Source organism: Alloyangia pacifica, assembly GCF_900116195.1.
Taxonomy (GTDB): Bacteria; Pseudomonadota; Alphaproteobacteria; order Rhodobacterales; family Rhodobacteraceae; genus Salipiger; species Salipiger pacificus.
Window position 1 is genome coordinate 346779 of the sequence record NZ_FOZW01000002.1, and the last position, 12895, is coordinate 359673.

Annotated in this window: 12 protein-coding genes; 9 read left to right on the plus strand and 3 right to left on the minus strand. The window is 67.0% G+C overall.

What is annotated here, in order from left to right:
* The first annotated feature begins 153 nt into the window (after window positions 1-153).
* From nifA to BM397_RS06135, 7 genes are all read left to right on the plus strand, one after another.
* The gene (gene nifA / locus BM397_RS06105; protein WP_092419815.1) at window positions 154-1839 is read left to right on the plus strand and encodes a nif-specific transcriptional activator NifA; all 1686 of its coding nucleotides are present in this window, start codon (window positions 154-156) and stop codon (window positions 1837-1839) included.
* A gap of 265 nt (window positions 1840-2104) precedes the next feature.
* The gene (gene nifB / locus BM397_RS06110; RefSeq protein WP_092419818.1) at window positions 2105-3592 is read left to right on the plus strand and encodes a nitrogenase cofactor biosynthesis protein NifB; all 1488 of its coding nucleotides are present in this window, start codon (window positions 2105-2107) and stop codon (window positions 3590-3592) included.
* A gap of 98 nt (window positions 3593-3690) precedes the next feature.
* A complete protein-coding gene (locus BM397_RS06115; protein WP_092419821.1) occupies window positions 3691-3885 on the plus strand; it encodes a 4Fe-4S binding protein in 195 nt (64 codons plus the stop codon).
* A gap of 3 nt (window positions 3886-3888) precedes the next feature.
* Window positions 3889-4632 (plus strand): 4Fe4S-binding leucine-rich repeat protein, encoded by a 744-nt coding sequence (locus BM397_RS06120; RefSeq protein WP_092419824.1) that lies wholly within the window; start codon window positions 3889-3891, stop codon window positions 4630-4632.
* On the plus strand, window positions 4632-4973 hold the full coding sequence (locus tag BM397_RS06125; RefSeq protein WP_092419827.1) for a nitrogen fixation protein NifZ: 342 nt from the start codon (window positions 4632-4634) through the stop codon (window positions 4971-4973). The genes BM397_RS06120 and BM397_RS06125 overlap by 1 nt, the downstream gene beginning before the upstream one ends.
* Window positions 4970-5188, plus strand: a complete 219-nt coding sequence (nifT, locus tag BM397_RS06130) for a putative nitrogen fixation protein NifT (protein WP_092419830.1) — start codon at window positions 4970-4972, stop codon at window positions 5186-5188. Before BM397_RS06125 ends, nifT begins: the two co-directional genes overlap by 4 nt.
* A 3-nt stretch (window positions 5189-5191) precedes the next feature.
* Window positions 5192-6022 carry an SIR2 family NAD-dependent protein deacylase gene (locus BM397_RS06135; protein WP_092419833.1) on the plus strand — a complete coding sequence of 277 codons (831 nt, stop codon included), beginning with the start codon at window positions 5192-5194 and terminating at the stop codon, window positions 6020-6022.
* A 42-nt stretch (window positions 6023-6064) separates the two neighbouring features.
* Here BM397_RS06135 and BM397_RS06140 read toward each other — a convergent pair whose 3' ends face one another.
* Together BM397_RS06140 and BM397_RS06145 are read right to left on the minus strand one after the other, a co-directional pair.
* A complete protein-coding gene (locus tag BM397_RS06140) occupies window positions 6065-8068 on the minus strand; it encodes an acyltransferase family protein (protein WP_092419836.1) in 2004 nt (667 codons plus the stop codon).
* A gap of 218 nt (window positions 8069-8286) precedes the next feature.
* Window positions 8287-9615 carry a replication-associated recombination protein A gene (locus tag BM397_RS06145; protein WP_092419839.1) on the minus strand — a complete coding sequence of 443 codons (1329 nt, stop codon included), beginning with the start codon at window positions 9613-9615 and terminating at the stop codon, window positions 8287-8289.
* A gap of 197 nt (window positions 9616-9812) precedes the next feature.
* Between BM397_RS06145 and BM397_RS06150 the strand changes: the two genes are divergently transcribed.
* Window positions 9813-10502 (plus strand): fumarylacetoacetate hydrolase family protein, encoded by a 690-nt coding sequence (locus BM397_RS06150; RefSeq protein WP_092419842.1) that lies wholly within the window; start codon window positions 9813-9815, stop codon window positions 10500-10502.
* A gap of 63 nt (window positions 10503-10565) precedes the next feature.
* On the opposite strand, the gene BM397_RS06155 is transcribed toward BM397_RS06150, so the two are convergent.
* Entirely contained in the window at window positions 10566-11732 is a 1167-nt protein-coding gene (locus BM397_RS06155) for an alpha-hydroxy acid oxidase (RefSeq protein ID WP_092419845.1), read from the minus strand.
* Between the two features lie 124 nt (window positions 11733-11856).
* Between BM397_RS06155 and BM397_RS06160 the strand changes: the two genes are divergently transcribed.
* A complete protein-coding gene (locus tag BM397_RS06160) occupies window positions 11857-12630 on the plus strand; it encodes a ZIP family metal transporter (protein WP_092419848.1) in 774 nt (257 codons plus the stop codon).
* Window positions 12631-12895: the final 265 nt, after the last annotated feature.

Below are 12895 nucleotides of genomic sequence, written 5' to 3' on the forward strand. Positions count from 1 at the left end.
CTCCAAAGGCGAATTTGAGCGCCGCTGCGCCGGGAGACGTTCCCGCGACGCAACCGAAGGGGACCCAGCGAGCGAAAGCGAGGCCTCACGATGAATGAAGCAGTATCGACGGAGACCACCTCGGGGCGCCTGAAACGGGGACGGACGGAGGCCATGCAGGCCGGACCGCCGCGCGACCGGCTGGCGCTCGACGCGATCTACGAGATCGCCCGGACCTTTGCCACCGCGCCCGATCCGATCGACGTGGTGCCGAGCATTCTCAACGTGCTCTCCTCCTTCCTCGATTTGCGCCACGCGGTGCTGGCGCTGCTCGCCGAGCCGGGGGCGCAGCCGGTGCCGGGCGTGGTGAACCCCTATACCATCGCCGCCACCGCCTTTGCCCGTGACGCCGATGCGCCGCCCTCCGATGTGCTGCCCGATGCGGTGGCACGGATCGTCTTCCGCTCGGGGGTGCCGCTGGTGTCCTTCGATGTGGCCGAGGAATTCGGCCCCGAGGCGGTGCCGCCGCGCCTGCGCGGCGAAGGGCAGACGCTGGTCGCCGTGCCCCTGCGCGATCCGGAGCAGAGCCATTTCGTGCTGGGCATTCTCTGTGCGTATCGCAGCCACGCGGATGCGCAGGCGGGGATGTCGGATCTGGACGTGCGGGTGCTGACCATGGTGGCCTCGCTGCTGGAACAGGCGCTGCGCTTCCGCCGCCGGATCGCCCGCGACCGCGAGCGCGCGCTGGAGGACACCCGGCGGATGCTGCAGAGCGCCACCGAGCGCAGGCCGTCCGAGATCCCGATCTCGCTTGAGGGCATCATCGGCGACAGCCCGGCCATCGTCGACGTGATCGCGCAGGTCAAGCGCGTGGCAGGGACGAACACGCCGGTGCTGCTGCGCGGCGAAAGCGGCACCGGCAAGGAGCTTTTCGCCCGCGCCGTGCATTCGCAGTCCGAGCGGCATCGCGGGCCCTTCATCCGGGTCAACTGCGCGGCGCTGTCCGAGACCTTGCTCGAGTCGGAGCTTTTCGGCCACGAGAAGGGCGCCTTCACCGGGGCCATGGCGCTGAAAAAAGGGCGGTTCGAGCTGGCCGACGGCGGCACGCTCTTTCTCGACGAGATCGGCGAGATCAGCCCGACCTTCCAGACCAAGCTGCTGCGGGTGCTGCAGGAAGGCGAGTTCGAACGGGTCGGCGGGACGAAGACGGTGAAGGTGGACACGCGGATCGTCGCCGCCACCAACCGCGATCTCGAGGATGCGGTGGCGCGCGGCGAGTTCCGCGCCGACCTCTATTTCCGCATCTGCGTCGTGCCCATCGTCCTGCCGCCGCTGCGCGACCGCAAGGGCGACATCCGGCCGCTCGCGCAGCTCTTCCTCGACCAGTTCAACGACCAGAATGGCACCAATGTGCGCTTTGCCGACGATGCCTTCGAGACCATCTGCAAGTGCAACTTCCCCGGCAACGTGCGCGAGCTGGAGAACTGCGTGAGCCGGGCCGCCGCTCTGTCGGACGGCGAGATCGTGCTCGGCGGCGAGCTGGCCTGCAACCAGGGCTCGTGCCTCTCGGCCGAGCTGTGGCGGCTGCAGGAAGGGGCCTCCCCGATTGGCGGGCTGGCGGTGGGCAGGGTGGTGACCCCCTCGATCCGCCGCCCAGAGCGCCCGGCCTCGCCGGAACAGGTGGAGCCCGCCGACACCTTCCCGCGTCGCAAGACCGCCAATACCGCCCGCGAGGAGCTGATCGCGGCCATGGAAGAGGCCGGCTGGGTGCAGGCCAAGGCGGCGCGGCTGCTGGGGATGACCCCCCGGCAGGTGGCCTATGCGCTGCAGAAACACGGGATCGAGGTGCGCCGCATCTGATCCCGGCGCCTCCCCGGGGCGCGGAAGCGCGCGGCCACCCTCTCTCCCGGGCCGCGCGCTTTGCTTTTGCGGGGCCGCGGTTTCGGTTTGACCGTTTCGCATCTTCGCCCGGCTCGTGGTGCACCGCCTCACGCTTTTGTCGCACCGCTTTGTGGCCAACCCGACAAACTGCCGCGCCAATGCCGCCGAAACCCCGGCGCAGCACATGGCACGCTCCTTGCTCCTCCCTGCCTAGATAGCCAGACCCCAACAGCGAGGATGCGCCATGTCCGGAAATGTCATCTCACTCGACGGCCTGTCGGTCAGCTCGAAAGACACGTTGACCAAGGCGATGGAGGCGGATGGCTGTTCGTCCTCGGCCTGCGGCTCCTCCGACGCGCCCGAGGACATGGACCCGGCCACCTGGGAAAAGGTCAAGGATCACCCCTGTTACTCGGAAGAGGCGCACCATTATTTCGCCCGCATGCACGTGGCGGTCGCGCCCGCCTGCAACATCCAGTGCAACTACTGCAACCGCAAGTACGACTGCGCCAACGAAAGCCGCCCCGGCGTGGTGTCGGAGCGGCTCACGCCGGAAAACGCCGCGCGCAAGGTGATCGCGGTGGCCAACGAGATCCCGCAACTCTCGGTGCTCGGCATCGCCGGACCGGGCGACAGCGCCTACGACTGGCGCAAGACCCGCGAGACCTTCAGGCTGGTTCACCAGCAGCTGCCCGACATCAAGCTGTGCCTCTCCACCAACGGCCTCGCGCTCCCAGAGCACGTCGACGACCTGATGGACATGAACATCGACCACGTCACGCTCACCATCAACATGATCGACCCGGAGGTCGGCACAAAGATCTACCCGTGGATTTTCTACGAGCACAAGCGCCGCACCGGACTCGAGGCCAGCCGGATCCTGCACGAGCGGCAGATGCAGTCGCTCGACATGCTGCACGAGCGCGGCATCCTGGTGAAGGTGAACTCGGTGATGATCCCCGGGATCAACGACGAGCACCTGCTCGAGGTCAACAAGGAGGTGAAGAAGCGCGGTGCCTTCCTGCACAATATCATGCCGCTGATCTCCGCCCCCGAGCACGGCACGGTCTTCGGTCTCGAGGGTCAGCGCGGGCCGACCGCCGCCGAGCTGAAGAAGCTGCAGGACGCCTGCGCCGGTGGCGCGAACCTGATGAAGCATTGCCGCCAGTGCCGCGCCGACGCGGTCGGGCTGCTCGGCGAGGATCGCGGGCAGGAGTTCACCATGGATCTCGTGCCCGACGAGGTGACCTATGATCCGGCCAAGCGCGAGACCTACAAGGAGTGGGTCGCCAAGGAACGCGAGGATCGCCGTGCCGCCGCCGCCGTCGCGAAGGCCGAGACCGATGCCGCCGTCGCCGAAGAAGCCGCGCCGATGCTCATCGCCGTCGCCACCAAGGGCGGCGGACGGATCAACCAGCACTTCGGACACGCCACCGAATTCCAGATCTTCGAGGTGGATGCCAAGGGCGTCAACTTCGTCACCCACCGCCGCTGCGACAACTACTGCGTCGGCGGCTATGGCGAGGAGGACAAGCTCGAGCTGGTCATCAAGACGCTGGAGGGGATCGACACCATCCTCTGCGCCAAGATCGGGGATTGCCCGCGCGAGGACCTCGCCGCCGCTGGCATCGAGGCGATCCAGGACTACGCCTACGAGTATATCGAGACCGCCGTTTCGGCTGTCTACCGCGCCAGGCGGGGTCTGCCGGCGGTCGAGGCCGAAACCGCCTGACGCATCCATCCCCCGGCGGGCGGCGCAGCCCTCTCGCGCCGCCCCGAACCGCCGGTTCCCAGCCACGCCCCGAAGCCACGGATAAGGAGAGACAAGAGATGGCCCTGCAAATCATCCAGAGCAACTGCACCGTCTGCGGCGCCTGCGAGTTCGAATGCCCGAACGCGGCGATCCTCTTCGAGAGCGACACCTACATCATCGCCCCCGAGCTCTGCACCGAGTGCAAGGGCCACTACGACCGCCCGCAATGCGCCGAGGTCTGCCCGGTGCCCGAAACCTGCGTGCCGGCCTGAGCGATGCCCGAGGGTCCGGCACCGGTCGACTGGCAGGGGGAGGCGCTCGATTGCGCCGCCTGCCGCTTCCGCGCACGGCTCGATCTGGGGCAATGCGGGCAGGGCTGGGCCTGTGCCCATGACCGCTACGCCAAGCGGATCGAGCGGTTCTTCCTGCTCAATCCCGACCTTGCCGACATGTGCCTGAGCCATCCCTATTTCGAGACGCGGATGAATGCCGCGCGGGTGGCCTCGGTGTTCCGCCTGCCGCGGCTTCTGTCGGACGCGGATGCCGGGGTGCGCGCCATGGCGATCCTGCGCCTGCCGCCCGCCCACGCCGAGCGGCGCATCAAGGACCCCGACCGCCGCGTACGCATCGCCGTGGCGCATCGATTGCATCGCGAGCAACTTTTGCCGATGGCGGCGGACGAGGACGGCTACGTGCGCTCGATCGTGGCGCGTCGGGCGGAGCCGGGGATGCTGCCGATCATGATCGGCGATGCCGATCCCGAGATCCGCCGCATCGTCGCGCGGCGGGTGGGGACAGGCTGGCTCGACCGTTTTCGCGCCGATCCCGATCCGCTGGTGCGGCGCGAGGCGGCGCTGCGAAGGCCGGGGCTTTTCGTGCAGGACGACGACCTGCGGGTGCGCCACGTGGTGGCCGAAAGCGGGGCGGCTGCCGATGTGCGCGCCTTGCTCGACGATCCGGAAGACATCATCCGCGAGACCGCCGTCACGCGGCTCGCGCAACTGAAGGAGGGCGCCTGATGTCCACCGACGACCGCGAAATCGAGGTCTACCGCGACCCGGCCTACATGCCGGGCGACAAGGTGATCTCGAAGAAGAACATCAAGAACGACGGCACCATGGCCGGCAAGGAGATCGGCGAGACCGTGGTCCGCAAGGGCGACGTCGGCTATGTGCGCGACATCGGCGTCTTCCTGCAGCAGTTCTACATCTACGCCGTCGATTTCGTCGACCGCGCCAGCATCGTCGGCATGCGCGAGCGCGAGCTGACCCCCGAGGGGCCGCTGCAGCGCCGGCGGGACGACCCCGACGCGCTGCAGTCCCATATCGTCACCCGACACGCACAGGAGGCCGCCGAATGAAGGTCATGATCCGCGAAACCGCCAAGGGCCTCGAGGCCTATGTGCCCAAGAAGGACCTCGAGGAGATGGTCGTCGAGACCGAGAAGGACGGGCTCTGGGGAGGCTGGGCGAAGCTGGCCAATGGCTGGGTCTTTGCCATGCCCGAGTTCGACGAGCCGCCGCAGCTGCCGATCACGGTGGAGGCGCGCCGGCTCGCCACCGCAGAGGAGGACTGAGTGATGAACGCATTGGATCAGCTCGAACAGGCGATGAACGAGGTCGCTGGCGGCAAGCGCATCGCCTATCTCGGGCCGGAGGTCTCGGCCCTATCGGGTGGCGCGGCGCCGTCCACGCCGGCCGCGCTCTGCGCGATGATCGAGGCGCAGGTGCGCGCACCGCGCCGCGCCTCGGGCAACCTGTGGTCGGTAGCGCAATACGTCGAGAGCCGGAAATTCCGCGCCACGCTTGACAAGATTGTCATAGAGGCCTTCGACGCGCCCGCCGCGCAGCCCAACCCGGTGCACGACTGGCTGGCGCGGGTGCGCCCGCCGATGGTGGTGGACAGCTGGTACGACGACGGGCTGCTTCGTGCCTTCGGGACAAGCGGAAACTGGGGGCTGGTGCAGGGCGTCAGCCGCAACGGCGAGTGGATCGACATCTTCACCCGCGCCTATGACAGTGCCGGGCAGCAGGTCGAGGCCGCCGATCCGACATGGAAGACGCTGCTCTATAAGCCGCACGGCATCGCGCGGGCCGGCTCTTCCTATCTCATCTCCGACAGCGACTACGTCGAGGTGCTGACCGAGATCGACATTCAGCGCCCGATCCCCGAGGCGGTGCAGGAGCGCCGCAGCGGCAGGCCCTTCCTTTTTCTCGGCTGCCGCTTCGACGACCAGATGCTGCGCATCTTCGCCCGGCAGATCACCAAGCGCTCGGGGCAGGGGCACATCGCGGTGATGCCCGGTCCGCTGACCCGGATGGAGCGGCGGTTCCTCGAGGATGGCGGCATCACCTGGCTCGACCTTCCGGTCTCGGCGGTGGCCGAGGCGCTGAGCGTGCCCGAGGGGTGATCCTGCCGGGAGCAAGCGGGGCGGGGTCAGTCCCGCCCGGGTTCAGCGCATCGGGGACTGCTGCGCCGCCTGCTTGAACTGCGCAAGATCGAGCACCGGCTTCAGCCAGCCGGTCTCGTCCACCCGCTTGCTGAAGAATGCGGCCCCGACCAGCGTATGGTGTCCGTAGTCGGGAAAGTACTTCTCAAGCTTTTCGTTGGCCGAATAGCAGATCCGCTCGGCCTCGGCGCAGACGTAGTCCATGCGATCGAGCACGATCACGTCCGGGAACAGCGCGCCGATACGGTCGATCTCGGCATTGGCCGCGACGACCCTCGTGTCCTGTTCGCCGGTCCGGTAGATGGCGTAATACTCGGCGTTCGAGCGCGCGGCGATCTCGGCGCCGTCCGTCAGCCCCGCGGCGTAAGCCTCGTGGACGATCTTGTCGAAGATCGTCCACTTGCCCCCGAGGTAGGTTGGAAACTCGAAGATGTTCTTCACCAGCACCACCGATTTCCCGTCGTCGCGGAACCGCCGGACGAGGCTCTCGAGGGCGGCGGCGTCTCCGCGGTCCTCTTCGTAGCGGCTGACGACCATCACCGCGTCCGCCTCTCGGTAGCTTTCGGCTTTGAATATGGGGTTCCCGTGCGTCAATTCGCCGATCTGCGCCTCGAAGCGCGCCAGTTCCACCTGCTTGGTGGTCGGCGCGCTCATGAACAGCATGTTGAACATGTCCTTGGAGTGGGAATTTCCGACCAGCAGCAGGTGCAGCTTGTCGCTGCTGGCATCGAACCACTTGCGCTGGTTGTTCCCGGACTTGCAGTCGCCGAGGCAATCGAGCTGTCGTGCGTAGGAGTCCAGCGGTGTCCAGCTCGCCTCGCGCAGCGAGGTGTTGTTGTTCTCGTAGTCGAGCATGGCGATCTGTCGGTCCAGCAAATTGTGGCGACCGCTGGCGATGGTGGCGCTGTCGGTGGCGTAGACGAAAAGGCCGAGCGCGACGAAGGCCAGCAGGCCGGTCGCGCTGAAGGCGAAGACCCGGATCTGCGGCATCCGGCCCTTGCGGACCGGGGTCTCGATATAGCGAAGGCTCAGCCAGGCCAGCACCAGTGTCAGCACGACAAGCGCGGCCATCACGTACCACGCCGGCTCTTCAAGCGAATTGTGCCGGGCGAAGGACATCAGCGGCTGGTGCCAGAGATAGGCGCTGTAGGAGATCAGCCCGACCGCCACCATCGGCCGCAGGCTCAGCAGGCTCTGGACCCAGGTGCCGGGGCTTGCGAAGAGGATGATCAGCGCGGTGCCCAAGGTGGGCGCCAGCGTCGTGAGGCTGGGCGTCGGCGTGCGTGCGTCAAAGCCGAAGATGGCGTAGGCGATGAGCCCGAGGCCGAGCAGCGACAGCGCGTTTCTCAGCGCCGTGCTCAGTGCCGGGGGGCTGCCGCGCAGGTAGAAGGCGCAGAGCGCGCCGATGCCCAGTTCCCAGGCACGGGCGGGCAGCAGAAAGAAGGCCGCCATCGGCGCGTGCACCACCTGCCATTGCGCCAGCGCCAGGCTGCCGAGGCAGATCGCGGCGATGATCCAGGCCAGCCGGGTCTGCCCGAGCCTCCACAGCGCCATCAGCAGCAAGGGGAAGAAGATGTAGAACTGTTCCTCGACGGCGAGGCTCCAGGTGTGCAGCATCGGCTTCATCTCGGCGGCGGTGTCGAAATAGTCGGCCTCGAGCCAGAACAGGATGTTCGACGAGAAGGTCGCGACGGCCACGAGACTGCTGGTGAAATCCGTGAAGTCGCGGCTGTGCAAGAGCAGCCAGGCCATGAGCAGCGACACGGCGCAGACCACGAAGAGCGCGGGGAGGATGCGTTTCGCCCGCCGCTCGTAGAAGCGCAGGATGCTAAACTCGCCGCGGCTCAGTTCGTCCGCGATAATCGTGGTGATGAGATAGCCGGAGATGACGAAGAAGATGTCGACACCCACGAAACCGCCGCCGAAGAGGTGCCAGCCGGCGTGAAAGAAAATGACAGGGAGGACGGCAACGGACCTCAGGCCATCGATTTCCGAACGGTACTTCATCAGATGACGTCCATTCTAAATAATATCTAAAATACAGCTCCGGCAAAAATGGGCCGGGCCAACATGAAAAACGGGTGGCGGCTCGAATCGCCGCGACAGAATGAGTGTTCAGTATAACCCTGATCGGCCCGAGGCATAGGTCCTCCGGCTCGCCGGCATCACGAGGCCGCGCGCAGGCGGTGCGGCTGAGCAATGAGGCGGCAGCGCGGGCGGCTCTCTCAGCGTTCGCGCCGTGGCAGGCGGCGGGGTTGCGGCTGGCCGGTGAGGTCTTCCCAGAAGGCATCGGCGCGTTTCTCGAAGGTGGCCGCCTCGCGCGCGTCGCTTTGGTAAAAGGCGCCCTTGCCTATGCCCGGGGCGTAAGTCTGCTCGACCCAGCCGCGCGGGTCATCATGCGGGAAGAGATAGCCGACATGACCGAGCTTTTCCGCGCCCTTGTAGTGCGCGTCGCGCAGGTGCAGCGGCACGGAGGCGGGGGGCTGGCTGGTGACATGGCCGAGCGCCGCGCCGATGCCCCGCGTCACCGAGCCCGACTTCGGCGCGCGCGCCACGTGCAACGCGGCATGGGCAAGGATGATCTGGCTCTCGGGGTAACCGATCTTTTCCACTGCCTGCGAGGCCGCCACGGCGGTCTGCAGCGCGGTATTGTCGGCCAGACCCACATCTTCCGACGCATGGATCATGATACGCCGGGCGATGTAGCGCGGGTCCTCTCCGGCGTGGATCAACCGGGCCAGCCAATAGAGCGTGGCGTCGGGATCGGAGCCGCGCATGGATTTCACGAAGGCCGAGACGACGTCGTAATGCTGGTCCCCGGAGCGGTCGTGGTTGATCGCCGCCGAGGCATAGGCCTCCTCGAGCATGGCCTCGGTGATCTCCACCGCGCCGCCGTCCTGACCGACGCCATGGCCGATGGCGAGGCTTTCCAGCGTGGTCAGCGCGCGCCGAGCGTCGCCGCCGGAGCGCCCGGCGATCAGCCGAATCTGTTCGGGGGCCATGGTCACCTCGACACCCTGCGAGGCGAGGTGAGCGATGCCCCGGCGCACCACCATCTCCATGTCGTCGATGCTCATCGGCTCGAGCTTGAGAATGGTCGAGCGCGAGACCAGGGCGGGCGGCAGCGCGTGGTAGGGATTGCCGGTGGTGGCACCGACGAAATCGGCAGTGCCTTCCTCGCAGATCGACAAGAGGTCGTCGGCCTGGGTGGCCGAGAAGCGGTGCACCTCGTCGACGAAGATCAGCAGGGGGCGGATGCGCGCCTCATCGGCGATCTTGCGCAGTTCCTTCACCCCGTCGCGGGTGGCGTGCAGCGGGCGGAACTCCTTGCCCAGCATGTTGCCGACGGCGCGGGCGATGGTGGTCTTGCCGATGCCCGGCGGCCCGTAGAGGATGATGCTTCCCAACGCCTTGGCGGCGATGCGGCGACGCAGGATAGAGTTCGGCGCGGTGATCGCCTGCTGGCCTATCACGTCGTCCAGGGTCTCGGGCCGCAGCGCGGCGGCGAGGGGCACGTGGCCCTGAAGGGGCGCTGCGTCGAAGAGATCGCTCATGGTCGGGCCTGTATCCGGGACGTTGCCGAATGCGCTAGCAGATCGCGCGGGGGCGGGCAAACGCCGGAGGGGCAGGCGGCTGATCGAAGCATCAATCTTTCTTCTACCGGCTTTTCACGGGCGCAGGGCCTGCTAGACATTTCCGCAACTTGGCCCGCTGCCGGTGAGGCAGGGGCAGGACCACAGGAAGGACCTCCATGACCGACTTCGTTTTCGCCCCGCAGCGCCAGCCCTCGGTCGCGGTCACCGGCAGCGAGGCGCGCTTCCCGCTGCGCCGGATCTTCTGCGTCGGCCGTAACTATGCCGAGCATGCACGGGAAATGGGCCACGACCCCGACCGCGAGCCGCCGTTCTTCTTCGATAAACCGATCGACACCATCGCCGAAGAGGGCGACGCGATTCCGTATCCGCCCGCCACCGCCGATCTTCATCACGAAGGCGAGCTGGTCGTGGCGCTCGGCAAGGGCGGTGTCGATATCCCCGAGAGCGAGGCGCTGGACTGCGTCTGGGGCTATGCCGCCGGGATCGACCTCACCCGCCGCGACGTACAGGCGGAAGCCAAGAAGAAGGGCCGCCCCTGGACCATGGCGAAGGGCTTCGATTTTTCGGCGGTCTGCGGCCCAGTGCACCCGGTGGCCGAGGTCGGCCATCTGGACAAAGGCACCCTGCGGCTCGCGGTCAACGGCGAGGAGCGGCAGAACGGCGATCTCGCGCAGATGATCTGGTCGGTGCCGGAGGTGATTTCTTACCTGTCGGGGCTGGTCGAGTTGAAGCCCGGCGATCTGATCTACACCGGCACGCCTGCCGGTGTCAGCGCGCTGGAACGCGGCGACACCTGCGTCGTCGAGATCGACGGGCTCGCGCCGCTCAGCATCAGCATCGGCTGAACCGGACATGCAAAGGCGCGGCTCCGGGCCGCGCCTTTCTCGTTCCGGGGGAAGACTAGCGGTTCACTCTTCCCAGTCGCCGGAAAACCCCTTGGGGATCATCAGGATATCGCGGTCCACCGTGTTGATGTCGGTGCGCCCACAGAGCGCCATCGACACGTCGAGCTCCTTGTGGATCACCTCGAGCGCGCGGGTCACGCCCGCCTCTCCCATGGCGCCGAGGCCATAGATGTAGGCGCGGCCGATCCAGCAGCCCTTGGCACCCATGGCGACGGCCTTCAGCACGTCCTGGCCCGAGCGCACGCCGCTGTCGAGATGCACCTCGATCTTGTCACCCACCGCGTCCATGATCGGCGCCAGCGCGCGGATCGAGCTGAGCGCGCCGTCCAATTGCCGTCCGCCATGGTTCGACACCACGATGGCATCGGCGCCGACGTTGCAGGCCTCCAACGCGTCGCGCGGGTCGATGATGCCCTTGATGATCAGCGGGCCGTCCCACATCTTGCGGAACTCGCGGATGCGGTCCCAGTCGAGCGCCTGGTCGAAGCTCTGCGCGGTCCAGGTGGTCAGCGACGAGGGATCGGTCACGCCCTTGGCATGGCCGACGATATTGCCGAAGAAGCGCCGCTTGGTCTGCAGCATCTCGAGCCCCCACGGCACCTTGGTGGCCATGTTGGCGATCGACTTCGGGGTCAGCTTGGGCGGAGCCGAGAGGCCGTTCTTCAGGTCCTTGTGGCGCTGGCCGAGCATCTGCAGGTCGACCGTGATCACCGCTGCCGAGCACTTGGCGGCCTTGGCCCGGTCGAAGAGCCGCTTCATGTAGTCGTCGTCCTTGAGCGTGTAGACCTGCATCCAGAACGGCTTGGAGGTGTTCTCGGCCACGTCCTCGATCGAGCAGATCGACATGGTCGAGAGGCAATAGGGCACGCCGAACTTCTCGGCCGCCTTCGCCGCCTTGATCTCGCCGTCTGCGTTCTGCATCCCGGTCATGCCGACCGGCGCGAGCGCCACCGGCATTGCCACGTCCTGGCCGATCATCTGCGTCGCGGTGGAGCGGCCAGTCATGTCGATCGCCACGCGCTGGCGCAGGTAGAGCTGGTCGAAATCGGTGCAGTTCTCGCGGAAGGTCTGCTCTGTCCAGCTGCCCGACTCGCAGTAGTCGTAGAACATCTTGGGCACCCGGCGCTTGTAGATGCGCTTGAGGTCTTCGATCTCGGTGATCACGGGCATGGGCCGGGGTTCCTCCTTGGACTGGTCAGGTTTCCTTACCGCTTCCGGGATATTTGCGCAATGACGTGTGCTTGTATCTCCCAATCCGAGCGCGTTTAGTGCGCGGCAGCAGTTCGGAGGCATCATGCAGGACATTCTCTGGGGCGTCGGCGGCGGCATGATCGCGGCGCTGGCGACCACCGCGGGCGCGATCCCGGCGCTGATCGGGCGCAAGATGACGCAGGCCACGTCGGACATGATGCTGGGCTTTGCCGCCGGGGTGATGCTCTCGGCCTCCTATTTCTCGCTGATCATCCCGGGCATCGAGGTGGCGCAGGAGCAGACCGGTTCGGTCTGGACCGCCGCCGCCATCGCCGCCTTCGGCATTGCCTTCGGCTCGGGCTTCGTGGCCTGGCTCAACCACGCGATCCCGCACGAGCACTTCAAGACCGGCCCAGAGGGCGGCGCAGACCAGGCAACCTTCGCGCGGATCTGGCTCTTCGTGCTGGCGATCTCGATCCACAACTTCCCCGAGGGGCTGTCGATCGGCGTCGCCTACGGCGTCGACCGCACCAACGGCCTGTCGGTGATGACGGGCATCTCGCTGCAGGACATGCCCGAGGGGCTGGCGGTGGCGGTGGCGCTGGTGGGGCTGGGCTACTCTCGGGGGAGGGCGCTGTTCTACACGGCCCTGACCGGCATGGTCGAACCGGTAGGGGCGCTGCTGGGGGTGGTGGCGGTCTCGGTCAGCGCGGTGCTGCTGCCCTGGGGGCTGACCTTTGCCGCAGGCGCGATGCTCTACATCATCAGCCACGAGATCGTCCCTGAGACGCACCGCAACGGTCACCAGAAGCGCGCAACCACCGGGCTGATCTTCGGGCTGATCCTGATGATGTTCCTCGACGTGACGCTCGGCTGAGCGGCGCGCTCCTGCGCCACGTCGGCGTCGGCCGGAGAGGGCGGGAGGTGAGTATTTGGGGAAAGATGAAAGGCTTGGAGCGGGGCGCGGCGGGCTTTTCGTTGTCAGAGGCGTGGTTGGATTTCGCGGGGCTTGGGGGCGGAGACGCTGGCAATCGGGCATTTCGGGAAGAGGCGAAATGCCTGCGGGCACGGACGGCGGGGCCGGCTCGCTCTTCCGTGAGGGCGGCAGCGCCGCCACTGGACCTTGCGGACGCGTGGGCATA

What these genes read in the sequence shown, in the direction of transcription:
- BM397_RS06150 (WP_092419842.1), top strand. Translation starts at nt 9,813, where the DNA reads ATGACCGACTTCGTTTTCGCCCCGCAGCGCCAGCCCTCGGTCGCGGTC.
- BM397_RS06115 (WP_092419821.1), top strand. Translation starts at nt 3,691, where the DNA reads ATGGCCCTGCAAATCATCCAGAGCAACTGCACCGTCTGCGGCGCCTGC.
- BM397_RS06120 (WP_092419824.1), top strand. Translation starts at nt 3,889, where the DNA reads ATGCCCGAGGGTCCGGCACCGGTCGACTGGCAGGGGGAGGCGCTCGAT.
- nifB (WP_092419818.1), top strand. Translation starts at nt 2,105, where the DNA reads ATGTCCGGAAATGTCATCTCACTCGACGGCCTGTCGGTCAGCTCGAAA.
- BM397_RS06125 (WP_092419827.1), top strand. Translation starts at nt 4,632, where the DNA reads ATGTCCACCGACGACCGCGAAATCGAGGTCTACCGCGACCCGGCCTAC.
- BM397_RS06140 (WP_092419836.1), bottom strand. Translation starts at nt 8,068, where the DNA reads ATGAAGTACCGTTCGGAAATCGATGGCCTGAGGTCCGTTGCCGTCCTC.
- nifA (WP_092419815.1), top strand. Translation starts at nt 154, where the DNA reads ATGCAGGCCGGACCGCCGCGCGACCGGCTGGCGCTCGACGCGATCTAC.
- BM397_RS06155 (WP_092419845.1), bottom strand. Translation starts at nt 11,732, where the DNA reads ATGCCCGTGATCACCGAGATCGAAGACCTCAAGCGCATCTACAAGCGC.
- BM397_RS06160 (WP_092419848.1), top strand. Translation starts at nt 11,857, where the DNA reads ATGCAGGACATTCTCTGGGGCGTCGGCGGCGGCATGATCGCGGCGCTG.
- BM397_RS06145 (WP_092419839.1), bottom strand. Translation starts at nt 9,615, where the DNA reads ATGAGCGATCTCTTCGACGCAGCGCCCCTTCAGGGCCACGTGCCCCTC.
- BM397_RS06135 (WP_092419833.1), top strand. Translation starts at nt 5,192, where the DNA reads ATGAACGCATTGGATCAGCTCGAACAGGCGATGAACGAGGTCGCTGGC.
- nifT (WP_092419830.1), top strand. Translation starts at nt 4,970, where the DNA reads ATGAAGGTCATGATCCGCGAAACCGCCAAGGGCCTCGAGGCCTATGTG.